General features: G+C 39.3%; 27 protein-coding genes. 7 read left to right on the plus strand and 20 right to left on the minus strand.

The genetic code is table 11. The features are described from left to right. Positions 1-8: 8 nt before the first annotated feature. Positions 9-398, plus strand: a complete 390-nt coding sequence (locus PWP26_RS00105; RefSeq protein ID WP_038063485.1) for a hypothetical protein — start codon at positions 9-11, stop codon at positions 396-398. Here the strand turns inward: PWP26_RS00105 and PWP26_RS00110 are convergent. The 14 genes from PWP26_RS00110 to PWP26_RS00175 form a co-directional block, all read right to left on the minus strand. Continuing rightward, positions 395-1,330 carry a D-alanine--D-alanine ligase gene (locus PWP26_RS00110; RefSeq protein WP_287567528.1) on the minus strand — a complete coding sequence of 312 codons (936 nt, stop codon included), beginning with the start codon at positions 1,328-1,330 and terminating at the stop codon, positions 395-397. The two genes, PWP26_RS00105 and PWP26_RS00110, sit on opposite strands and share 4 nt — an antisense overlap. Then, positions 1,275-1,886 carry an HD domain-containing protein gene (locus PWP26_RS00115; RefSeq protein ID WP_273010411.1) on the minus strand — a complete coding sequence of 204 codons (612 nt, stop codon included), beginning with the start codon at positions 1,884-1,886 and terminating at the stop codon, positions 1,275-1,277. The genes PWP26_RS00110 and PWP26_RS00115 overlap by 56 nt, the downstream gene beginning before the upstream one ends. Positions 1,887-1,897: 11 nt before the next feature. Continuing rightward, positions 1,898-2,674, minus strand: a complete 777-nt coding sequence (locus PWP26_RS00120) for a phosphatidate cytidylyltransferase (protein ID WP_301398722.1) — start codon at positions 2,672-2,674, stop codon at positions 1,898-1,900. Then, positions 2,664-3,401, minus strand: coding sequence for an isoprenyl transferase (locus PWP26_RS00125; RefSeq protein WP_301398723.1), 738 nt, complete (start codon positions 3,399-3,401; stop codon positions 2,664-2,666). The genes PWP26_RS00120 and PWP26_RS00125 overlap by 11 nt, the downstream gene beginning before the upstream one ends. A gap of 4 nt (positions 3,402-3,405) precedes the next feature. Continuing rightward, positions 3,406-3,960 carry a ribosome recycling factor gene (frr, locus tag PWP26_RS00130; protein ID WP_273019043.1) on the minus strand — a complete coding sequence of 185 codons (555 nt, stop codon included), beginning with the start codon at positions 3,958-3,960 and terminating at the stop codon, positions 3,406-3,408. A 15-nt stretch (positions 3,961-3,975) separates the two neighbouring features. Beyond that, positions 3,976-4,692, minus strand: a complete 717-nt coding sequence (gene pyrH, locus PWP26_RS00135; RefSeq protein ID WP_301398724.1) for a UMP kinase — start codon at positions 4,690-4,692, stop codon at positions 3,976-3,978. 1 nt (position 4,693) lies between these two features. Next, complete coding sequence (tsf, locus tag PWP26_RS00140; RefSeq protein WP_038063471.1) at positions 4,694-5,290, minus strand: translation elongation factor Ts; 597 nt, start codon at positions 5,288-5,290, stop codon at positions 4,694-4,696. 19 nt (positions 5,291-5,309) lie between these two features. Beyond that, a complete protein-coding gene (gene rpsB / locus PWP26_RS00145) occupies positions 5,310-6,152 on the minus strand; it encodes a 30S ribosomal protein S2 (protein ID WP_301398725.1) in 843 nt (280 codons plus the stop codon). Between the two features lie 161 nt (positions 6,153-6,313). Next, positions 6,314-6,940, minus strand: a complete 627-nt coding sequence (gene hisH, locus PWP26_RS00150) for an imidazole glycerol phosphate synthase subunit HisH (RefSeq protein ID WP_301398726.1) — start codon at positions 6,938-6,940, stop codon at positions 6,314-6,316. Continuing rightward, the gene (locus PWP26_RS00155; protein ID WP_301398727.1) at positions 6,937-7,392 is read right to left on the minus strand and encodes a hypothetical protein; all 456 of its coding nucleotides are present in this window, start codon (positions 7,390-7,392) and stop codon (positions 6,937-6,939) included. Before PWP26_RS00155 ends, hisH begins: the two co-directional genes overlap by 4 nt. 15 nt (positions 7,393-7,407) lie before the next feature. After that, positions 7,408-7,947 (minus strand): SMC-Scp complex subunit ScpB, encoded by a 540-nt coding sequence (gene scpB, locus PWP26_RS00160; protein WP_301398728.1) that lies wholly within the window; start codon positions 7,945-7,947, stop codon positions 7,408-7,410. A 5-nt stretch (positions 7,948-7,952) separates the two neighbouring features. After that, positions 7,953-8,903 (minus strand): radical SAM protein, encoded by a 951-nt coding sequence (locus tag PWP26_RS00165; RefSeq protein ID WP_301398729.1) that lies wholly within the window; start codon positions 8,901-8,903, stop codon positions 7,953-7,955. A 186-nt stretch (positions 8,904-9,089) separates the two neighbouring features. Then, the gene (locus tag PWP26_RS00170; RefSeq protein ID WP_028840534.1) at positions 9,090-9,434 is read right to left on the minus strand and encodes a type IV pilin protein; all 345 of its coding nucleotides are present in this window, start codon (positions 9,432-9,434) and stop codon (positions 9,090-9,092) included. Between the two features lie 50 nt (positions 9,435-9,484). Further along, the gene (locus PWP26_RS00175; RefSeq protein ID WP_301398730.1) at positions 9,485-9,832 is read right to left on the minus strand and encodes a prepilin-type N-terminal cleavage/methylation domain-containing protein; all 348 of its coding nucleotides are present in this window, start codon (positions 9,830-9,832) and stop codon (positions 9,485-9,487) included. A 227-nt stretch (positions 9,833-10,059) separates the two neighbouring features. Between PWP26_RS00175 and purE the strand changes: the two genes are divergently transcribed. Next, entirely contained in the window at positions 10,060-10,566 is a 507-nt protein-coding gene (gene purE, locus PWP26_RS00180) for a 5-(carboxyamino)imidazole ribonucleotide mutase (RefSeq protein WP_022854558.1), read from the plus strand. A gap of 4 nt (positions 10,567-10,570) precedes the next feature. Here purE and purD read toward each other — a convergent pair whose 3' ends face one another. After that, positions 10,571-11,854 carry a phosphoribosylamine--glycine ligase gene (gene purD, locus PWP26_RS00185; RefSeq protein WP_287567549.1) on the minus strand — a complete coding sequence of 428 codons (1,284 nt, stop codon included), beginning with the start codon at positions 11,852-11,854 and terminating at the stop codon, positions 10,571-10,573. 169 nt (positions 11,855-12,023) lie between these two features. Here purD and rpmB point away from each other — a divergent pair, with 169 nt between their 5' ends. Next, positions 12,024-12,221, plus strand: a complete 198-nt coding sequence (gene rpmB, locus PWP26_RS00190) for a 50S ribosomal protein L28 (RefSeq protein ID WP_038063452.1) — start codon at positions 12,024-12,026, stop codon at positions 12,219-12,221. Here rpmB and PWP26_RS00195 read toward each other — a convergent pair. The 5 genes from PWP26_RS00195 to xseA all read right to left on the minus strand — a co-directional run bounded on the left by PWP26_RS00195 (position 12,218) and on the right by xseA (position 18,888). After that, on the minus strand, positions 12,218-14,425 hold the full coding sequence (locus PWP26_RS00195) for a bifunctional (p)ppGpp synthetase/guanosine-3',5'-bis(diphosphate) 3'-pyrophosphohydrolase (RefSeq protein ID WP_301398731.1): 2,208 nt from the start codon (positions 14,423-14,425) through the stop codon (positions 12,218-12,220). The genes rpmB and PWP26_RS00195 overlap by 4 nt on opposite strands. Before the next feature lie 64 nt (positions 14,426-14,489). Continuing rightward, positions 14,490-16,358 carry a 1-deoxy-D-xylulose-5-phosphate synthase gene (dxs, locus tag PWP26_RS00200; protein ID WP_287567552.1) on the minus strand — a complete coding sequence of 623 codons (1,869 nt, stop codon included), beginning with the start codon at positions 16,356-16,358 and terminating at the stop codon, positions 14,490-14,492. After that, entirely contained in the window at positions 16,358-17,263 is a 906-nt protein-coding gene (locus PWP26_RS00205; protein ID WP_038063443.1) for a polyprenyl synthetase family protein, read from the minus strand. The genes dxs and PWP26_RS00205 overlap by 1 nt, the downstream gene beginning before the upstream one ends. Next, positions 17,253-17,501, minus strand: a complete 249-nt coding sequence (xseB, locus tag PWP26_RS00210) for an exodeoxyribonuclease VII small subunit (protein WP_022854564.1) — start codon at positions 17,499-17,501, stop codon at positions 17,253-17,255. Before xseB ends, PWP26_RS00205 begins: the two co-directional genes overlap by 11 nt. 10 nt (positions 17,502-17,511) lie before the next feature. After that, entirely contained in the window at positions 17,512-18,888 is a 1,377-nt protein-coding gene (xseA, locus tag PWP26_RS00215) for an exodeoxyribonuclease VII large subunit (protein WP_287567553.1), read from the minus strand. Positions 18,889-19,075: 187 nt separating this feature from the next. Here xseA and leuC point away from each other — a divergent pair, with 187 nt between their 5' ends. The 4 genes from leuC to PWP26_RS00235 are packed head-to-tail and all read left to right on the plus strand — an operon-like array spanning position 19,076 to position 22,385. Continuing rightward, a complete protein-coding gene (gene leuC / locus PWP26_RS00220) occupies positions 19,076-20,350 on the plus strand; it encodes a 3-isopropylmalate dehydratase large subunit (RefSeq protein WP_022854566.1) in 1,275 nt (424 codons plus the stop codon). A gap of 21 nt (positions 20,351-20,371) precedes the next feature. Next, positions 20,372-20,872 (plus strand): 3-isopropylmalate dehydratase small subunit, encoded by a 501-nt coding sequence (gene leuD / locus PWP26_RS00225; RefSeq protein WP_022854567.1) that lies wholly within the window; start codon positions 20,372-20,374, stop codon positions 20,870-20,872. 2 nt (positions 20,873-20,874) lie between these two features. Then, positions 20,875-21,657: a nucleoside triphosphate pyrophosphohydrolase gene (mazG, locus tag PWP26_RS00230; protein ID WP_038063440.1), complete on the plus strand. Its 783-nt coding sequence runs from the start codon at positions 20,875-20,877 to the stop codon at positions 21,655-21,657. Further along, on the plus strand, positions 21,654-22,385 hold the full coding sequence (locus PWP26_RS00235) for a metal ABC transporter ATP-binding protein (protein ID WP_287567554.1): 732 nt from the start codon (positions 21,654-21,656) through the stop codon (positions 22,383-22,385). Before mazG ends, PWP26_RS00235 begins: the two co-directional genes overlap by 4 nt. The last annotated feature ends 1 nt before the right edge of the window (position 22,386 follow it).

Raw genomic sequence — 22,386 nt, forward strand, 5'->3', positions numbered from 1 at the left:
GCCTCCTTATGAAAATAGAAAATAAAAACTTAGCTTTTTTTAATTTTACCATAAAACCTGAAAAGGTAGAAGGAGGGGACAGCTCCTTCGCCGAATATCTAAAGGTAGCTCTTTCCGAATTAGAAACACAGGAGTTTTTACAAAAGACCCAAGAAGAGAAAACCCAGATGGCTTTTAACAAAATAGAGCAAACTCTAGAAATCTTAGAAAGTATGGTAAACACCTCTTTATCTTCTTCAAAAGCAGAAACTATAGGAGACTTCTTACTTTCGCAAGCGATGGAGATAGATAAGATTGTCTCCTCTTTACCTGAGTCTTATACCAAAAAATTTATCAAAGACTGGGCCTTTCTCCTTGGGGTAGAAGCCCAGAAAATAAAAAAAGGATTTTATTCTTAATACCTTTTTCTTAAGGCTAATTCTAACAGTTTTTGAATTAAACTTTCAAAGGTATAGCCTGCTACTTTAGCAGCAAGAGGTAAAAGGCTTGTTTCTGTCATACCAGGGATGGTATTAGTTTCTAAAACATAAATTTCTTGGTCCTTTATGATCATGTCTGTTCGGCTATAATGTCTTAGTTTGAGGCAGTTGTGTGCTATCAAGCCATAGTTTTGCGCTTTTTTTGTCAGCTCTTCTCCTATAGGTGCGGGGCAAATTTCTTCTGCCAATCCTGGGGTGTATTTGGTAGTATAATCAAAAGTTTCAGAAGCCTTAGGCACGATTTCGACCACAGGTAAGGGCTTGTCATCTAAGATTCCTACCGTGATTTCTCGCCCTTTCAAATACTCTTCTATCAGTATTTCGTTATCGACAGCATAGGCCTTTTCTAAGGCCTCAGACAAATCTTTTTCCTGTTTAACTATGGTTAAACCGATACTTGAACCTTGTGTTGCGGGTTTTACCACCACAGGATATCCTAACGATTTAGCAAAATCTCTTGCTTTTTCAAAACTTTCTTCCTTGGTAAAAGAGCGTCCTTCTGGAATTTTAAGCCCTGCTAAACGATAGAGTTGTTTGGCTAAACCTTTATGCATAGCAAGGGCGCTCCCCAAAACTCCTGCCCCCTGATAAGGAAGACCTATAGAATCTAAAAAACCCTGCAAGGTTCCATCTTCTCCCCCAGGTCCATGTACTACCAAAAAGGCACAATCAAACTCTTTAGCCCTCTGCATCAAAGCCAAAAGGTCGGTTGCTGGGTCAAAAAACTCCCATCTATGTCCTAAAGTCTCTAAAGCCTTCTTTACTGCTTGGGCTCCTTTAAGAGAAACCTCCCTTTCAGAAGACCTCCCCCCTGCAATTAGAGCAACCCTTAAAACAGACTTCGAACACATCCCTTGCCTCCTTGTCAAGTCTTTCTAAGGTTAAAAGTTGTTCAGGACCAAAACTTAAACCTTTAAAAATTCTATCTTCTATCACATAAGAAAGCTTTTCTAAAAAGTAAATCCTAACCTGAGAAGAAAGGGTTTTACCATATCTTATCTTAAGGTCAGAAAACCTTTCTTTAAGGCAAACTATCTCTTCATGTTTTACCCTTTTGTCTGTATAATAAACGATCTCCTCTTCGGTTATCGGACCTTTTAGGGTACTAAGGTCTAAATATACATGTGATTTTATGATAGAAGCTATTTGAGGATAGCCTAAACTTTTTAAAAACCTATAACCTGCTATAGCATGGTTAGTTCCTTTTAAGATAGCTTCGTATTTTTTTATGTCATGAAGCAAAGCCCCTGCGATCAGTAAAGGGATCTCAAGATTTGCCTTACCTTCTTTTTTTAATCTACATCCTAAAAATACCGAAAGTAAAGCTACCTTTTCAGAATGTCTGATGATATGAGGAGGAACTTGTTCTTTTTCTAAAAGAGCATAACAATCTTTTACCGAAAGCATCGCTTAAAGGTTTAGGTTATAAATTTTAGCCAGAAAAGATAGACAGGAGAGGCTATCATAACCCCATCGATCCTGTCAAGAAGGCCACCATGTCCCCAAATAATTTTCCCTGAATCCTTTTTACCTACCATCCTTTTAAACGCAGACTCTAAAAGGTCACCTACTACCCCGAACAAGCATAAAAGTACACCTGTTAAGAGATTTATCTCAAAACTAAAAATTTTAAAAAAGTAATTACAAAAAACACTTACCACAACCCCTAACAATATTCCTCCTATAAATCCCTCCCATGTTTTTTTAGGAGAGAGCGTGGGTACAAGGAGTCTTTTTCCTAGAAGTTTTCCTGTTAGATAAGCTCCAGTATCATTAGCAAAAACTACCGAAAAAAAATAAACCAAATGTTCCCTACTAAAAAAACTTATAATTTCTAAAAAAGGGTAAAGCCCTATTCCCACATAAATAAGACCTAAAACTGCCGGAAAAAACTCTTTAGCAAATCTATCTTTTTCGTAATCCTTAAGAAAAGGTAAAAAAGGAAAAATCAAAAACATGTAAAAAACCATCAAAGGGTCTCTTAACCAAAGAAGGCTTAACAATCCAAAGAACCATAAAATAGACAAGCCTAAAAACCAAGAAAACCTTAGGTCATAAAGACTTGTCCATTCATATAGGCAGATTAAGCCAGACAAACCTACCAAAGTTATAAGTAATTGATAAGGGCCTTTGATTAAAACAACCACCAGAAGAGGAAAAAGAACTAATGCTGTAACTACACGCTTAAAATTCACAAACACCGCCAAACCTTCTTTCTCTCTGTTGATAAGACCAAAGCGCCTTTAGGTATTCTTCTTCGGTAAATTCTGGCCAATAAACAGGGGTAAAATAAAGTTCAGTATAGGCTATCTGAAAAAGCAAAAAATTAGAGATCCTTTCCTCACCGCTTGTGCGGATAAGGAGGTCTGGATCAGGTATGTCTTTGGTATAAAGATGTTCTCTAAATACCTTTTCGTCTATGTTTTCTGGGTCTAACAGGCCTTGTTTGACCTTGTTGGATATCTCTTTCACAGCTTTTAAAATCTCCGACCTCCCTCCATAACTTAAAGCTAAACACAAAGTAAGCTCAGAGTTATTTTTGGTTTCTTCCTCTATCTCTTCTATCAAATTCACCAAATCTTCGGAAAAATCCTTCCTATCCCCGATTACCTTTAAACGAATACCTTTTTCTATTAAAAAGTGCTTTTCCTTGGTAAGATAAACCTTAAGAAGTCCTAAAATAGCCTCTACTTCTTCCTTAGGGCGCTTCCAGTTTTCTTTAGAAAAGGCAAAAAGGGTTAGATAAGGTATTTTTAGTTCATAGGTTTTTTCTATCACTTTTTTAGCGGTTTCTGCCCCTTTTTGATGACCATAAAACCGAGGAAATCCGTGCTTTTTAGCCCATCGACCATTACCATCCATAATGATAGCAACATGCTGGGGAAGTTTAGAAAAATCTAAAGAAAATGAAGAAAAAGCCATCGGGTTATACGGAGAGGATCTCTTTTTCTTTATCTTTTAAAACGGTGTCTACCTTTTTGATGTAATCGTCTGTAAGTTTTTGCACTTTCTTTTCAAGTTGAGTGTAGTCGTCCTCTGAGATCTCTCCTTTCTTTTTAGCGGCTTTAAACTTTTCGAGCACATCCCTTCTGATATTTCTTATGGCAATGCGAGCCTCTTCAGCCAGCTTGTTAGCTACCTTTACCAGTTCCTTTCTTCTTTCTTCGGTAAGAGGTGGCATCACAAGTTTGATGGTTTTTCCGTCTGAGGTAGGATTAATCCCAAGGTCAGATTTTTGGATAGCCTTCTCTATCTCTTTTACCAAACTTGCGTCCCAGGGTTGAATAACTATGGTTTTCCCTTCGATAATATTAACGGTTGCTATCTGAGGAATAGCCATCTTTGTCCCATAGCAATCCACTTTGATACCCTCTAATAAAGCTAACGAAGCCCTGGAAGTCCTTAAATGGGAAAACTCTTCTTTAAGGTTTTTAACTGCCTTTTCCATTCTGTTTTTCGCATCTTCTAAGGCTTGGTTCACAGACCTCACCTCCTTTTAAGCTTTGATGTAAGTTCCTACACTTTCTCCTAAAACTGCTTTTTTAATATTCCCGTAGTTTAAAAGGTTAAAAACCAGGATAGGAAGTTTATAGTCTCTAGCTAAGGAAAAAGCTGTAGCATCCATCACTTTAAGGCTCTTATGCAAAGCTTCATCAAAAGTAAGCTCGTCAAATTTTTTAGCATCAGGATGTTTTTTCGGGTCTTTATCGTAGACCCCATCTACCTTGGTAGCCTTAAAAAGGACCTCACACTTAAGCTCAAGAGCCCTTAGCACTGCTGCGGTATCGGTGGTAAAGAAAGGATTTCCGGTGCCACAGGCAAGAATAAGCACCCTACCTTTTTCAAGATGTCTGACAGCTTTTTCTCTTATGTAAGGTTCTGCCACCTCTATAACTTCAAGAGCAGACATCACCCTGCAAGACACTCCCTGCGCTTCTAGGGCATCCTGCAGGGCTAAAGCGTTGATAAGGGTTGCAAGCATCCCCATGTAGTCTGCACGGGCTCGATCCATCCCCTGCTTTTCTCCGGCTATCCCTCGAAAGATGTTCCCTCCTCCTATCACTATACCTATTTCAAGACCATACTGATAAACCTCTTTTAACTCCTCTGCTATCTGGTTGATCACCTTAGCATCTATACCAAAAGATTTGCTTCCAAGGAGAGCCTCTCCCGAAATCTTAAGAAGCACTCTCCTATACTTTAGTTCAGTCACCCTATTCTCCTATCTGAAACCTGGCAAATCTTTTGATAACTATCTTCTCTCCAGTTTTGGCTATCAACTCGTTTAAAAGGTCCTGGATGGTAATCTCTGGGTTTTTGATAAAAGCCTGTTCTAAAAGTACGTTTTCTTTATAAAACTTTTCCATCTTACCTTCTACAATCTTAGGAATTACGTTTTCAGGCTTTCCGCTTTCTCTTACCTGCTCTTCATAGATTTTCTTTTCTCTCTCGATTACTTCCTGAGGCACCTCTTCTCTGGTGACAGCTATAGGGTTGGTGGCAGCAATCTGCATAGCTATGTCATGGGCAAACTGTTGAAACTCCTCGGTTCTTGCCACAAAATCTGTCTCACAATTTACCTCAACAAGCACACCGATTTTTTTGTTGCTGTGAATATAAGCAGCTACCACCCCTTCAGTGGTTGCCTTACCGGCTCTTTTAGCGGCGATAGCAAGACCCTTTTTCCTCAAAATGTCTATTGCCTTTTCTATGTCTCCTCCTGCCTCTTCCAAGGCTTTTTTACAATCAGAAAAACCAGCAGCAGTCCTTTCTCTAAGCTGTTTTATAAGGTCTATACTAATCTGAGCCATCTTGTAAAACCTCCTTTTTTTAATCTATGTTTTTAGCAAGTTCTTCAAATTCAGCTTCTTTCTTTTCTTCTGCAAGTATCTCTTCTAAAATAGCCTCAGCCGCAGCCTCTTCATCTCTCTTTAAAAATTCTTCCTCTAAACTTAACTCTTTGTCTGTTTGAGCAGCCACCTTTTCTTTATAGATCTCTAAACCCTCCAGGCAAGCATCAGCGATCTTTCCGGTAATAAGTTTGACTGCCCTTATAGCATCGTCATTTCCAGGAATGATATAGTCTATTAAATCCGGGTCACAGTTGGTATCAACGATGGCTACTATAGGAATACCAAGTTTTCTGGCTTCTTTTACCGCAATTTCCTCATGGACTGGGTCTACCACAAACAGCGCCTGAGGAAGGGTTTCCATATCTTTAATACCTTTTAAGTTCCTCTCAAGCTTGTTTTTTAAACGCTCAAGTTTTAATCTTTCTTTTTTAGGAAATCTCTCTATCGTTCCATCTTCGAACCAGGACTCAATCCTTTTTAACTTTTCCACACTCTGTCTTATAGTCCTAAAGTTGGTAAGAGTACCACCAAGCCAACGATAGTTCACATAATACATCCCACATCTTTCTGCCTCTTCCCTGATGGTGTCTTGTGCCTGTTTTTTGGTGCCTACAAAAAGGAGTTTTCCGCCTTCTGCTACTAAATTTACCACAAACTCGTAGGCAATCTCAAAATACTTAATAGTTTGTTGAAGGTCGATGATATGGATCCCGTTTCTTTCCCCAAAGATGAAAGGCTTCATCTTTGGATTCCAACGACGGGTCTGATGTCCAAAATGAACACCAGCTTCCAAAAGCTGCTTCATCGTAATGTGAGCCATTTCTCCTTCCTCCTTTTTGGGGTTTTAGCTTCCGCCTAAGGTAATGGAACACAAGACCCCTTGTTTCAAAAAGGGGCACCCCAAACCTTAGACGTGCTTTTTACATGTTTCCCTAATTAAAACATAGTTTTATATTTTTTCAACTTAAAAACCTGTAAAACCTAAGGGTTCCAACGACAAAACTGGTCTAAAATTTGAAGACCAGGCTTTCCGCTTTTTTCAGGATGAAACTGAAGGGCTACCAAGTTTTTATAGGCTACCACCGAAGGAAAGGATATGCCATGAAAGGTAACCCCGTATATTACCTCTTCCTCCTCTGGCACAACATAATAGCTGTGAACAAAATAATATTCATACTCTGGATCAAGGCCCTGAAAAACAGGATGAGGCTTCTGCCAAACCACCTGGTTCCACCCCATATGCGGCACCTTTAGTCTTTCTCCTTTAAACAAAAGAGGCTCAGGAAACCTTTTTACCTTACCTTTTAGAAGACCTAAGGTCTTAGTTCCTCCGTCTTCTTCACTTTCTTCAAAAATTACCTGCGTCCCAAGACAAATACCTAAAATAGGAGTTCCTTTCAAAAAAATCTCTTTTAAAAACTCGTCTAAACCTGCTTCTTTTAAACTATCCATCGCACTTTTAGCTGCCCCTACTCCTGGAAAAATAATCCTTTCTGCCTTTTTAAGCTCCTCTGGGTCATGAGAAATAACCCATCTATATCCAAAAAAGGAAAGTGCTCTGGCTACACTGGTAAGATTACCGGCCTTGTAGTCAACTATCCCTATCATAACCCTTCCACCTCTCTTTTAAAATCTCTAATCTCTTCCCTGGTAGCTACATTCTCTAAACTGAGGCTCTTCCTCTTTAAATCTGCCTCAAACCTTTTAAAAAGCCTCTTAAGCTTTCTTCTCAAAGCCCCGTCTTTAAAGTCTTCTTCCAACCCAGAATTCTTGATGAAATTTTTAAGCCTTCTTACGTTTATAGCTGCCCGAGATAGGCCACGATAAAAGGGTTTTTCAATAAACTCAGCCGTCAAATCACGCTCTATGATGACTAAATACCTTTCTATTACAGCTTGCTTTAAGGCCTTGAGCTCTTCTTGAGTAAGGGTAAGGCCTAACCCTTCAGGGGGATGAGAAGTAAGATAAAAAAAACTATTCCAAAAACATACCTCAGGGATCTCTCCTCCTTCATACAGGATAAACTCTATCTCTTGTAACACCTCTTTTCTTATACCCATCTTTTCCTGCAGTGTTTAATCTTCTCTTTCAGCTAAACTTTTTAGCTCATCTAAAGGTGGAAGGTCTTTCAGGGATTTTAATCCAAAATATTCTAAAAAGAAAGTAGTGGTCCCGTAAAGAAGTGGCCTTCCAGGCACGTCTTTTCTACCAACCACCCTGATGAAGTTGTTTTCAAGTAAGGTTTTAAGGGCAGCCCCGACATCAACCCCTCCTCTTTTGGCAGAAATCTCAGCCCTGGTAATCGGCTGAAAATAGGCTATCACAGCCAAGGTCTCAAGAAGGGTTTTCGTCCATCTAAACCCTTTGGGCTTTAAAAAGGTCTTAAGATAGTCTGCTACCTCTGGGGCACTTTCTAACCGATAACCCTCAGCCACCTCAACCAGCCTAACCCCTCGTGCCTGATACTCCTCTTTAAGTTCCTGTAAAATGCTTAAAATTTCTTCCTTCGAAAGGTTGTCACAAACCTGAGACAACTCCTTTAAACTTACCGACCGACCTGCCACAAAAAGCACCGCCTCAACCACCTTTTTATAAAAATCCCTCTCGTAAAACATCGTTTTTAGGCTGAATAGTAGGTTTGACCTTCAAGTTCTTTTAACTTTAAGACTCCTTCTTGGGAAAGTCTTTCTAAAAGCTCTAACAAAACCTTAGGCTCTACCCCAAAGGCTTCGCTTAATTCTTCGACTGAGGCAGGCCTTCTTTTTACGTAGGCTACCACCTCTTTCTCTAAACCTTCAAGAGTTAGACTTAAAAGCCTTTTTTCAAGCCTCTCTTTATTTACTATAACCTCTGTCTTTTCTCCTAAAAACCTGGCTATTTCCTCTAACTTAGCATAAGATAAAGGCCTGGCCTCTTGATAGGCTACCGGCCTTACCGCTGTGTTTAACTGAACCTTATGAGGGTTTATTTCTTCTATACATTTTTTAAGTGCCTCCAAGTCTTCTTGGCTGTCGTTTATCCCTGCAAGAAAAAACACCTCAACCCACATCTCACCCTTCATCTGTTTTCTCAACGCTTTTAACCCATCGATGATGTTTTCTAAACTTATCCCTTTAGCCGGCCTGTTTATGAGGTTAAAAGTTTCTGGACGGGCAGCATCAAGGGAAGGAAGCACAAGGTCAGCCTCACACAAAGCCTCTCTAACCGAAGATATATGCAACAAAGTGCTGTTGGTAAGCACAGCCACAGGCTTTGAAAGGTGCTTTTTAGCTAAAAACAGGGTCTCTTCAAAATAAAAGTTTAGGGTAGGTTCTCCACTCCCTGTAAGGGTAAAAACATCAAAAAAATCCTGTTTTTCTTTGGCAGTAAGTATGGCCTCTTCTATCTCCTCTTTGGTAAAATAAAACCTTCTTTCAGCGGTAAGAAAGGTGGTTTTTCCTACCTCACAATAAAGGCAATCCATAGAGCAGACCTTTCTTGGAACCAAGTCTATCCCAAGAGACCTTCCAAGCCTTCTTGACCGAACAGGACCAAAAAGTAGCCTTTTATGAGGAATAAAAGAACCTTCCATCAAATCCTCTCAAGTTTTTTACTAAAGAAAATAATATAACACTTTTTTGTTTCTAAAAAAGAGGAAAAAACCCTCTCTCTTTTAAAAATTAGATTGGTAAAAAAACAAAGACAAAACCTTTGAACGACCAACTCTAATCTACCAACTCTAATCTACCAACTCTAATCTTCAGATAAAAAAGACTTTTTATATTTCGCTACAGGAAACAGCACCAGAGGTTTCGTTATAACTGCAGGAAACATCGCCTGAGACAGAGGTAGCAGTAAGTTTGATGGGAGTCTCTGACTCAAGGATCAGAGTTTGGGTGTATTTAGACTTAGAACAGTTGGCTACTATTTCGGCTGTAGAAAAGGATGAGTCCTCTTGCTTAGAGATGGCGATTTGATTAAGGCAGTTTCTTATGTCAGAAAGTAGGGAAGTTCTTATGGCCTTTGGTAGGTATTGATGGTAAAAAACGATAGCCATCCCTACAAGGATGGCTATCACCGCTATAACTACCAAAAGCTCAATCAGCGTAAAGGCTTTAGACATAAAAACCCCTCCCCTCGCAAAAGGAGGAGAGGGTTTTTAATTTAACATTATTATGAACAGGTCATGGTTCCGTTGGCAGCTATAGTGCAAGTCACACCTGTTGCAGGACCTTTACAAGTACCCGTAGCGGTATCGTTGCCAAATTCTACCTTTACATAGGTAGTCTCCTTCATAATCTCAGAAGCTGATTGACAAGCATCCATACTCTTAGCTTCAGGATGTTGTGCAAGATAAGCTGCACATTGGGTCATTGCGTTTCTCAAGTCTGCCTGACAAGCTGCTTCAGCTGCATTTTTTCTATACTTTTGAAACTGAGGGATGGCAATGGCAGCTAAGATGGCGATGATGGCAACCACGATTAAAAGCTCAACCAACGTAAAACCCTTACCTCTACTCATAACCTACCTCCTAAAGTATTTTTTACTTTCTATAAATAACAACTTTTTATCAAAAAGTCAATAGCTAAAATTATTTTTAATTTTATTAAAATTTATAAAAAATAAAGGGAAAATTATTTTATTTTTATATTTTCAGATATTAACCAAAAATTTGCCTATCTTTTGAATGTTTTCAGAATTTTGGTATACTAATTTTTAAATAAAAATAAACCAGCAAGGAGGAGGAGATGAAAGTAGGTATTATCATGGGAAGTGACTCTGACCTTGAAGTTATGAAAGATGCTGCAGAAACCTTGGAAAAGTTTGGGGTACCCTTTGAGATCACCGTAGCCTCTGCCCACAGGACTCCTGAAAGGGTACATCAGTGGGTAACCACCGCAGAACAAAGAGGAATAGAGGTAATCATCGCAGGGGCTGGGATGGCAGCCCATCTTCCTGGGGTGGTTGCCTCTCTTACTACCCTTCCGGTGATAGGAGTTCCTATAAAAGGTAAAGCCTTAGAAGGACTTGATGCCCTTTTTTCTATTGTCCAGATGCCACCTGGAATCCCTGTAGCAACCGTTGCCATAAACAGTGCCAAAAACGCCGCCCTTTTAGCCTTACAAATCCTTGGGATAAAATATCCTGAGGTCAAAGAAAAACTTAAGGCCTATAAAGAAAAGATGAAAGAAGAGGTACTTAAAAAGGCTGCAAAACTTGAGGCTATAGGTTATAAAAAATACTTAGAAGATTAACCGCTTAGGTTTCTAAATACTTAAAATAGCGTTGCCCGATGTCTTTACGGTAATGGGCGCCGTCAAAGTGGATTAAAGATACCGCCTGATAGGCCCGTTTTATGGCTGAGGGGATGTCTTTATCAAGGGCGGTAACACCTAAAACCCTTCCGCCTGCGGTATAAAAGGCATCCCCCTCTTTTTTTGTCCCTGCGTGAAAAACGATTACGTCTTCAAGCTGTTTTACCTTATCTAAACCTTCTATCTTTTTCCCTTTTTCATAGCTTCCTGGATAGCCTTTGCTTGCCATCACCACACATACGCAGGCCTTATCGGTTTCAACAAGGTCTACCTTATCAAGCCTGCCGTTAAGGGTTGCGTCTAAAAGCTCGATAAAGTCATTTTCTACTCGGGGAAGAATTACCTGGGTCTCAGGGTCTCCTAAACGACAGTTAAACTCAAGCACATACGGGATGTGGTTTACGATCATTAGCCCTGCATACAAAAACCCAAGATAAGGATGGCCTTCCTTGGCCAAGGTCTTTAAAACAGGAGAGATAACCTTTTCTTCTATCTCCTTTCTTAGGTCTTTAGTAATCAAAGGGGTAGGAGAATAGGCTCCCATTCCTCCTGTGTTTGGGCCCTGGTCTCCGTCTAAAAGTCTTTTGTGGTCTTGAGAGGTGGGTAAAGCTTTAAAATGTTCTCCGTCGGTGATTACGATATAAGAGGCTTCTTCACCCACAAGTTTTTCCTCGATCACCACCCTTTGACCAGCCTCTCCAAAAATCCTTTGTTCCATCAACTTTTCTACGGCTTGAAAGGCCTCCTCCTTGGTATCACAAACAAACACCCCTTTTCCGGCACAAAGTCCATCTGCTTTAACCACCAAAGGTGCCCCAACTTTTTCTATGTATTGCCTTGCTTTATCTGGGTCCTCAAACACCTCAAACCTTGCGGTAGGAACCCCTGCTTTAACCATTATCTCCTTGGCAAAAATTTTGCTTCCTTCAAGGTTTGCGGTATAACGATCAGGCCCAAAAACTTTAATCCCTTTTTCTTCAAGAACATCTCTTATCCCTTTTACCAAAGGCTCTTCAGGCCCTGGCAAAACAAGTTCTATCCCTTCTTTTTTACAAAACTCTACAAGGGCAGAAAAATCGCCAGCTTGAATATCTTTGGGAACCTCGGCTATCTCTTCGATCCCTCCGTTGCCAGGAACACAATAAAGTTTCTCCAGATGTTTTGATTTTTTAAGCACATAGCAGATGGCATGCTCCCTCCCACCACCACCAACAACTAATATCTTCATATCTCTACCTCTCAGCCCCGTTTCTTACTCAATTAAGTTATTATAAATCTGAAAAATTTCAACCAAAATTGGATAAAAATGGCTGTTTAGATAGGGTTGTTTTTTTGTCAATTTATTTTATATTTTAGAAGTCTCTAAGAATATTTTTATATCAGCAAGGGAGGAAAAGATGGCTAGGATTTGTGAGATTTGTGGGAAAAAGCCTCATGCTGGAAACCAGGTAAGCCACTCTGGGAAAAGGTCCACAAGATGGTGGTATCCTAACATTCAGAGTGTTAGGGTAAAACTGGAAAACGGTCAGGTAAAAAGGATGAAGGTGTGCACCCGTTGTCTAAAGGCTGGAAAAGTCAAAAAAGCAGTAAGTTAAACTAACTTTCTTTCTACTGAAAGAACACCGTTTATTTTAAAAAGATTAGAAATAATCTTGTCTAAGTGTTCTTTATTGTTAACCTCGATATAAAAGTCAAAAAAGGCTTTTTGGTCAGAGGTGGTCCTCACCTCTGCCTTTAATATGTTACTTTCTGAGGCAGCTATCACAGAAGAAATGTTAGCCAGTAATCCTTTACGGTCTGAACAAACTATAGAAATATGTACAGGATAAGAACGATTTTCTACCTTACCCCATCTAACCTCGATCAGCCTTTCGGTGTCTAAATCCTTTAAGTTTGGACAATCAAACCGATGAACCGAGATTCCCTTGCCCCTTGTAATATAACCTATGATTTCATCTCCTGGAATGGGTCTACAGCACTTGGCTAAATGGAAAAGAACGTTGGTAGTTCCGTCAACCACCACCACATCTTTTAGATTCTGGGTTAAAAACTTTTCTACTAGATCTTCTTTTATTCCTAACTTTTCTACTTGTTCTTCTATCGGAAGCTCTTCTTGAGGTTCTTCTACCTTTTTGGTTTCTAAATAGTTTTTTAATATTTGCTTTGGGGTAATCTTTCCAGAACCTATAAGAAAATAAAGGTCTTCTGTATTTTTTATCCTAAACTCTTGGGAAAATCTGATAAGATCCTCTTCTTTTATAGAGGTGGTACTTAATCCTTGTTTTTTTATTTCTTTGTTCAGAAGTTCTTTTCCTAACTCTATCATTTTTTGTCTTTCTTCTCGGTTTAACCACTGTTTTATCCTGCTTTTGGCCCTACCTGTTACTACGATTTTTAACCAGTCTCTGCTGGGGGTTTGGTTAGGAGAGGTTTCGATTTTAACGATATCGCCTGTTTGGAGCTTATAGTCTAAAGGCACAAGCTTATCGTTCACATAGGCCCTTACACACCTGTGACCAACCTCGGTATGAACCGCATACGCAAAATCAAGGGGAGTGGCTCCTACAGGAAGGGTAATAATATCTCCTTTAGGGGTAAACACATAGATTTCGTCAGGAAAAAAATCAAGCTTTAATGACTCAAGAAATTCCCGTGGGTTTTTTAGCTCTTTTTGAAGTTCTATCAGCTTGCTTAACCATTCTAAATACTTGTACTGTCCATGTTTTGAGGTGAAAACTCCTTCTTTATATAAAAAATGAGCAGCTATTCCTTCGTTAGCCACCTTATCCATGTACTCAGTTCTGATCTGTATTTCTATCTTTTTGCTATCAGGTCCTAACACCGTGGTGTGTAAACTTTGATACATGTTAGGTTTGGGAAGGCTTATAAAATCTTTAAACCTACCAGGGATGGGAGGCCAAAGGGCGTGCACCAACCCTAAGGTTTTATAACATTCCTCTACGGTGTTTACGATAACCCTAAAACCTATGATGTCGTAAATCTGGTCCAGATCTTCTATGGTCAAGTTGTATTTAAGAAGCTTCCTGTAGATACTATAAAGATGTTTAACTCTTCCTAAAACTCTTCCGCTAATTCCGTTTTTCTCTAGAAGGTTTTTTAAAAGGGACTTAACTTTTTCTATATACTCTTGAGAGGCCTCTACCCTCTTTTTTACCTCTTGTTCTAACCTACGAAACTCTTCAGGGTATAGATACTTAAAACACAAGTCTTCTAACTCGCTTTTTACCCAGTCTATTCCTAACCTACCAGCAAGAGGAGCGTATATTTCAAGAGTCTCTCTGGCGATCTTTACCCTTTTATGTTCTGGTTGATATTCTAAAGTGCGCATATTATGCAGTCTGTCTGCTAACTTTACCAGGATCACCCTCAGGTCTTTTGACATTGCAAGGATGATCTTTCTTATGTTTTCTGCCTGTTTGGTAAGCTTATCTTGAGAAGCTGCTCTTTCAGCAGGATTGGGCAGTTTTTTAAGCTTAGTTACCCCATCTACGATAAAAGCTACCTCTTCTCCGAACTCTTTTTTTATTTCCTCTAAACTTATCGCACTGTCCTCTACCGCATCATGGAGCAATCCAGCGGCTATGGTAGGAAGGTCAAGCTTCATTTGAGCAAGGATATAGGCTACCTCCATAGGATGTGAAAGATAGGGATCTCCTGACTTTCTAACCTGACCGTCATGCAGTTTGGCAGCCCAAACGTAAGCCTTCTCTACCAAACGAGTGTTACACCCAGGTAAATAACTCTGTATCTGGTCTAAAATTTTACTTAACGTAACCATATAAATAATTATTAAACAATTATCAATTTTTACAAGGTTGATAAAAATATCGATTTGATATTTTTTAACCCAAAAACTCTTTGATTTTTAAAAGAATACCCTCGGTGTTGAGATGATATTTAGCATGTAAAGTTTTGAGGTCTCCATGTTCTATGAATTTATCTGGAAGACCTAACCTTTTAACCTCGATGCCTTTGATCCCTTTATCTGTCAAAAGTTCAAGCACCGCCGAACCAAAACCACCTATCAAGGTGTTTTCCTCAACCAAAAGCACTCTTTTGGTCTTTTGTGCAGAGCTTAAAATTAAGTCTTCATCAAGGGGCTTAACAAACCTTGCGTTGATTACCTCTACGGAAAGGCCAAACTTTTCTGCTTCCAAAGCTGCTTTTAAGGCTGGATAAACCATAGATCCTACGGCAAGAATGGTTAGGTCTTTACCTGACTTTAAAACCTCTCCCTTTCCAAAAGGTATTTCTTTAAACTCCCAATCTAAGCTTACCCCAACTCCAGCACCTCTTGGATATCGTATAGCTACAGGGTTAGGATATTTTAAAGCACTGTATAGCATGTGCTGAAGTTCGTTTTCATCTTTAGGCACCATTATCACTAAGTTAGGAATAAGTCTAAGGTAAGAAAGGTCAAAAGCCCCGTGATGAGTTGGACCATCCTCTCCTACCAACCCTGCCCGGTCTAAAGCAAAGATTACTTTGGCCTGGTTTAAGGCTACATCATGAATTATCTGGTCAAAAGCCCTTTGTAAAAAGGTAGAATAGATAGCACACACAGGGATAAAACCTTCTAAGGCTAAGCCAGCGGCAAAGGTAACGGCATGTTGTTCACAAATACCTACGTCAAAAAACCTCTCAGGATATCTCTCAGAAAATTCCTTAAGCCCTGTGCCTGAACGCATCGCGGCAGTAATAGCTACCAACTTGGGTTCAATCTCAGCAAGCCTGAGCATGGTCCTACCAAAAATTTCTGTATAGGAAGGCGGGGAGTTAGGAGACTTTAAAGGCTTGCCTGTTTTAACATCAAAAGGCCCTATTCCATGAAACGTCTCCGGGTCTGCCTCAGCATAAGGATAACCTTTCCCTTTTTTGGTAATCACATGCAATAAAACAGGACCTTTTAAAGATTTTAGGTTATTAAGCACCTTTATCAATTCTTCTAAGTTATGCCCATCAACCGGCCCTACATATTCAAAGTTTAAAGCTGTAAAGAGAGCACCAGAGGTTATAGCAACCTTTAACAACTCTTCTCCTTTTTTAAGTATACTCAGTAAATTTTCTCCCCCTGGAACTTTATGACTGATAGACTCTATTTCTCTTTTGATAAACCTTACCAGGTTTCCGGTAAGCCTTTTTGAGATAAAAGAAGAAAGGGCACCTACGTTAGGAGCGATAGACATTTCGTTATCGTTTAAGACCACCAAAAGGTCCTCTTTAGAAAAACCTGCGTTGTTTAACCCTTCAAAAGCTAACCCTGCGGTAATAGACCCATCACCTATAACAGCTATTACTTTTCCCTTTTCTTTTTTAAGACGCAAAGCTGTTGCCATCCCAAGCCCTGCAGAAATAGAGGTGCTGCTATGACCTGTGTCAAGGATGTCATGAGGGCTTTCGGCTCTTTTAGGAAAACCTGCTATACCTTCATACTGCCTTAAAGTGTGAAACTGGTCTCTTCTTCCTGTAATAAGCTTATGGGTATAGCATTGATGGCCTACGTCCCAGATGATTTTATCCTTAGGGGAGTCAAAAACATAATGTAAGGCTAAAGTTAGCTCTACTACCCCTAAATTAGGGGCAACATGACCTCCGTTTTTAGAGGTTACCTCTACGATATAGTCTCTTATCTCCTGAGCTAAAGCCTTCAGATGAGAAATCTTAAGTTTTTTTAAATCCTGAGGGGAGTTAATGTTTTTTAAAAACTTCATCAATATACCCTTTTTAAAACAAACTCAGCCATCGCTCTTAAAGGTATAGCTTTTTCTCCAAAAGGTTCTAAAGCAGAAATAGCCTTTTGGGTGTGTATTTCCGCAAGCTCTCTGGTTTTCTCAAGCCCTACCACAGAAGGATAGGTAAGTTTTTGTTTTTTTAAATCAGAAAGGTTTTTTTTCCCTAACTTTTTTTCGTCCCCTATCACGTCTAAAAGGTCGTCTACGATTTGAAAAGCCATCCCCAGATGTTTAGCATAAGATTTTAAAGCTTGCAACTCCTTTTTTTTAGCCTTGGCAAGTAAAGCCCCTGCCAAAACCGAGGCCTCGATGAGTTTTACGGTTTTGTGAAGATGGATCCATTTTAGTATTTTTAGCCCTGCCTTTTTTCCTTCCATCAAAAGGTCAGCCATCTGACCTCCTACCATTCCCTCAAAGCCTACGGCTTGAGAAATCAGATGAATGGCCTTTAAAAGCGCGCTTTTGCTTACCCTTTTTACCTGTTCAGGGTGGGTAAAAAACCAAAAAGCCAAACTTTGCAACCCATCTCCAGCTAAAATAGCTGTTGCTTCGTCATAGGCTTTATGACAAGAGGGTTTACCTCGTCTAAAATCATCGTCATCCATAGCAGGAAGGTCATCGTGTATCAACGAATAGGTATGAATACATTCGATGCCAGCAGCAAAAAAGAGGACATCTTCATCCCTTCCACCTACAACCTCACAGCTTGCTAAACATAAAACCGGTCTTATCCTTTTCCCTCCGGCAGAAAGGCTATAACTGGCAGCCTCAACCACACGGCCACCATATCCCTTGGGTTGTGGGAAAAACTCGGTTAAAACCTTTTCTACCTTCTCAGCCTTTCTCTTTAGGTAAGCAAAAAAATCAAAATTTTTAGTTTCCATCTTTTAAGATCTCTGAAGCCCTCTCTAAGGTTTCCAATTTAAAACCTTTCTCATCTTTAAGGATAACCTCTACCTTAGCCTTGGCTTTTTTAAGCTTCTCCTCACAAAAATGTATCAAAAACAACCCTCTTTCATAAAGTTCTATAGCTCGTTCTAACTCAAGGTTTTTATTTTCTAACTGCCTTAAAATTTGTTCTATTTCAGCTAAAGCCTCTTCAAAGCTTAGCTCTTTCTCCATCCCCTGCTCCTTACTCTTCGGTTTTTAAAACCTTAACCAATAAACTTCCTCTGCTAAGCTTTACTTCTAAAACCTCCTCAATTTGCACCTCTTCTATCGACCTAACTATCTTTTTGGTTTCTAACTTTCTTACTATACTATATCCTCTTTCTAAAATATTTAAAGGCGAAAGCGAGGTTAGAAGACTTTTTAAGCCGGTCAGTCTGTTTTCGCAGAGCTGAAAATAATTCTCAAAACTCAACTCAAGGCGCCTTCTATAGTTCTGTAAACGGTCCTCCTCCCTCTGTAGAGTTTCGGCTGGATGATATCTTCTTAAAGAAATTTTCTGGTTAAGAACCTTTTTTTCTTTATAAGCTATCACCTCGTTTAAGAGTACGTTTAACCTGTAAAACTTTTGTTTTAGGTCCTTTTCTAAACTATACAGAAGGTTAAAGGGGCTTCTTTCTGTTAAGGCTAACTTTACTTGATAAAGCCTGTTTTGCTTCTTAGAAAGGATGATGTCTAAAAACTGTTTATACTTCTTTTTATAAAGCTCGAGTTTTTCAAGCCATTTATGTTTATCAGGGATAACCTCTTGAGCGGCGGCAGAGGGGGTAGGACATCTTTTATCAGCTATCATGTCGCATAGAGTATAATCTATCTCATGGCCTACAGCAGAAACTACCGGTATTTTTGACTTACTTATCCCCAAGATGATCTCTTCTGTGTTAAAAGGAGCAAGGTCTTCAGCAGAACCACCGCCTCTGGTAATAAAGATTACATCTACATCGTAAAAATGAAGGTTTATATCTTTGATAGCCTGAACGATTTCTTTTTCTGCCCCTTCTCCTTGTACCCTCGAGGGATATACCAAAACCTCTATCTCCCATCTTTCTGAAACAATCTTTAAAAAGTCTTGCAGGGCAGCACTAAAAATAGAGGTTATCACCGCTATTTTCTTTGGAAAAAGAGGTATAGACCTTTTTTTGTTTGGATCAAACAAGTATTGATATTTTTTTATCAGCTGTTGTTTTTTTAACTCAAGATATCCACTTCCCAGAAGTTCTATCCTTCTCACGATAAGATAGACTTCACCTGTCTTAGGATAAAAGTTCAGCTTACCCCAACATAAAACCTTAAGCCCATTTTGAAGATAAGAAACTATTTCTTTTTCTTTCTGGGCGTTAAAGATTATGGCTTTAATGGAGGCTTCTTCTTCAGTAAGATTAAAATAAAGATTTCCGTTTTGAGCATGTCTAAGGTTACTAATCTCTCCTTCTACCCATAAAAGAGAAAAACCCTCTTCTACAAGTTTTTTAACCCTTTGAGTAAGCTCTTTTACCGTAAAGTAGGATCTTTCTAAACCTTCTATCGGTTGGTTAAGCTGGTATTCAAATTGTTGCCCCATACTTTAGTAAATTAACATAATTTTTAAGTTTTACATCAGGACAGATCTAAAATCAAAAAAACATTTTTAACGGAGGCAAAAAAATTAACCAATTACCTATAGGTAGGGCAAAAAACTTTAGGTTGCAAAATCTGGCTTAAGTTTTAAAATTTATTATCTCTTAAAAAATTTTAAAAGGGGTTAACCTATGGGAAAAAAGCCAATGACCTTAGCAGAGAAAATTTTAGCCCAAAAGGTTGGAAAAGAGTATGTAGAGCCAGGAGAGCTGGTAGAGGTGCCGGTAGACCTAACCTTAGCTAACGACATCACCGGGCCTTTGGCCATCAAGGTTTTCGAATCTACAGGGATAAACCAGGTTTTTGACCCAGAAAAAATCGCCTTGGTTATGGACCATTTTACCCCTAACAAAGACATTAAAAGTGCAGAACAAGTAAGGATATGTCGGGAGTTTGCAAGAAAACATAAAATCACCCATTATTATGAAGGTGGATCCTGTGGTATAGAGCACGCCCTTTTACCTGAGTTAGGGTTGGTTGTGCCTGGAGATGTAGTGATAGGTGCTGACAGCCATACCTGTACCTATGGAGCTTTGGGTGCCTTTGCTACAGGGGTTGGGTCTACAGACCTTGCTGGAGCTTGGTTAACTGGAAAAACCTGGTTTAAAGTCCCTGAAACCATAAAGTTTGTCTATTATGGAACTCTTAAACCCTGGGTTACAGGAAAAGACTTAATCCTTTATACCATAGGAGATATCGGAGTAGACGGAGCCCTTTATAAGGCAATGGAGTTTACCGGTGAGGTTATAGAAAAATTATCTATGAGTGACAGGTTTACGATGTGTAACATGGCCATAGAGGCTGGGGGGAAGGTAGGATTGATTGCACCAGATAAAAAAACTTTAGCCTTTGTAAAGAAACATTCTACCAGAAAGCCTTTAGTCCTAAAACCTGATAAAAAAGCAAACTATGTAGAAATAAGGGAGTATGATGTATCTAAGATAGACCCAGTGGTTGCCTTACCTCATCTTCCTTCTAACGTAAAACCAGTAAAAGACTTACCTAAGATTTACATCGACCAGGTAGTAATCGGGTCCTGCACCAACGGAAGATTAGAAGACCTTATCATAGCGGCTAAAATCCTTAAAGGAAAAAAAATAAACCCCAACGTAAGGTGTATCATCATCCCTGCTACTCCTAAAATCTACAAGGAAGCCTTGAAAAAAGGGTTGATAGAAATTTTTATAGAAAGTGGGGCCATCATTTCTCCTCCTACCTGTGGGCCTTGTTTAGGAGGACATATGGGTATTCTTGCTAAGGGTGAAAAGGCGGTAGCTACCACCAACAGAAACTTTGTAGGAAGGATGGGACATCCTGAAAGTGAGGTGTATTTAGCCAGTCCGGCTGTGGCAGCTGCAAGTGCAGTGGTTGGCTATATTGCTACACCAGAAGAATTAGGCTTATAAACTCAAAGGGAGGGTTAAATCATGAATACCATAAAAGGTAAAGCCTGGAAGTTTGGAGACAACATAGATACAGACGTTATCATACCTGCAAGATATCTTAACACCACCGATCCACAGGAACTTGCCAAGCATTGTATGGAAGATGCTGACCCAGAGTTTTCTAAAAAAGTAAATCCTGGAGACATAATTGTAGCAGGTAAAAACTTTGGATGTGGCTCATCCAGAGAGCATGCCCCTATAGCGATAAAAGCCTGTGGTATCTCTTGCGTGATAGCTGAAAGTTTTGCCAGGATTTTTTACCGCAACGCATTTAACACTGGGCTTCTTATCCTTGAATGTCCCGAAGCTTCAAAGGATATAGAAACAGGAGATGAGCTTGAGGTCTATCCAGAAGAGGGAAAAATCCTCAATCTAACCAAAAATAAAACCTATACCACCAAACCCTTACCACAGTTTATGAAAGAAATTTTAGAAGACGGAGGGTTAATACCTCATATCATGAAAAGATTAAAACAGGGTTAAAAATGAAGGTGACCAAAGAAGAAGCCAGTTTTGAAACCTTAAGAGAAATAGTTAAAATCTTAAGAGGAGAAAATGGATGTCCCTGGGATAGGGAGCAAACTCCTCAGACTTTGAAAAAATACCTTATAGAAGAAACTTATGAATTGATAGAAGCTATAGAAAAGGAAAAAGATGAAGAGATAAGGGAAGAGTTAGGAGATCTTCTTTTTTTGTTGATCTTTATCCTGTATCTTTATGAGGAAAAAAACGTCTTTTCTTATAAAGACGTTTTTTATTATACTGCCCAGAAAATGATAAAAAGACACCCCCATGTATTTGGCGATGAGGTTGCTAAAACAGCAGAAGAGGTGCTCAAAAACTGGCAAAGGATCAAAAAAGAAGAAGGAAAAAGTTCTTCTGTTTTAGGGAACATCCCTAAAAGTTTACCAGCCCTGCAAAGGGCCTTTCGTTTAGGAGAAAGGGCAGCAAGAGTAGGGTTTGACTGGGAAAAACCTGAAGAGGTTTTAAATAAACTTAGCGAAGAAGCTGCAGAGTTAAAAGAAGCTATCCAAAAGGGGGAAAAAGAGGCCTTAAAAGAAGAAATAGGTGACCTTCTCTTTACGATAGCCAATCTCTCTCGCAAGCTAAACATCAACCCTGAAGAAGCTCTTAAGGTGGCTTTAGAAAAGTTTGAAAACCGTTTTAAACGGTTAGAAGAAGTAGTAGAAAAAAGAGGACTTTCTTGGAAGGACCTTAATTTAACCCAACTTGACCAAATCTGGGAAGAGGTAAAAACCTCTGTATGAATCAAACCATATTGAAGGTAGAACATCTTTCGTTTGCCTACGACGGAAGCTTGGTCCTTAACGACATAAACTTTGAGATAGAACAAGGGGATTTTTTAGCCATCATCGGACCTAACGGAGGGGGAAAATCCACTTTAATCAGATGTATTTTGGGGTTCCTAAAACCTATTAAAGGGAAAATCCTTTGGTGGGGGAAAGAACTAAAAAATTTTAAAGAGTGGTTTAAGATAGGATATGTCCCACAAAGGGCTGGAGACTTGATAGATTTTTTAACCCCACTTACAGTAAAAGAATTTATATCTTTACCTGCAAAATGGTACCACAAATCTTTAGATAAAAGTTATTTTGAAGAGGTGATCCATCTCTTAGGGCTACAAGACCTTTTAAATCAAAAATTAGGGAAACTCTCTTATGGACAGCTCCAGAGAGCCTATATCGGAAGGTCTTTGATCTTAAAGCCAGAGGTATTAATCCTTGATGAACCTTCGGTAGGCTTAGACTTTTTTTCCCAGGAAAGGTTTTATAAGTTATTAGAAAGCTTACATCAAAAAGGGTTAACCATTCTACTCATTACCCATGAAACCTGGTTACTAACCAAATCGGTAAACAAAATAGCCTGTATCAACAAGAATCTCTTTTTCCATGGAACCCACGAAGAGTTTTGTACCTTAAGCCAACAAAAAGATTTCTATTCGGAATATCACCGGATAGAACATTCCCACTGGTAAA

Origin of the sequence: Thermodesulfobacterium sp. (genome assembly GCF_030445475.1) — a bacterium.
In the GTDB taxonomy this organism is placed as follows: domain Bacteria; phylum Desulfobacterota; class Thermodesulfobacteria; order Thermodesulfobacteriales; family Thermodesulfobacteriaceae; genus Thermodesulfobacterium; species Thermodesulfobacterium commune.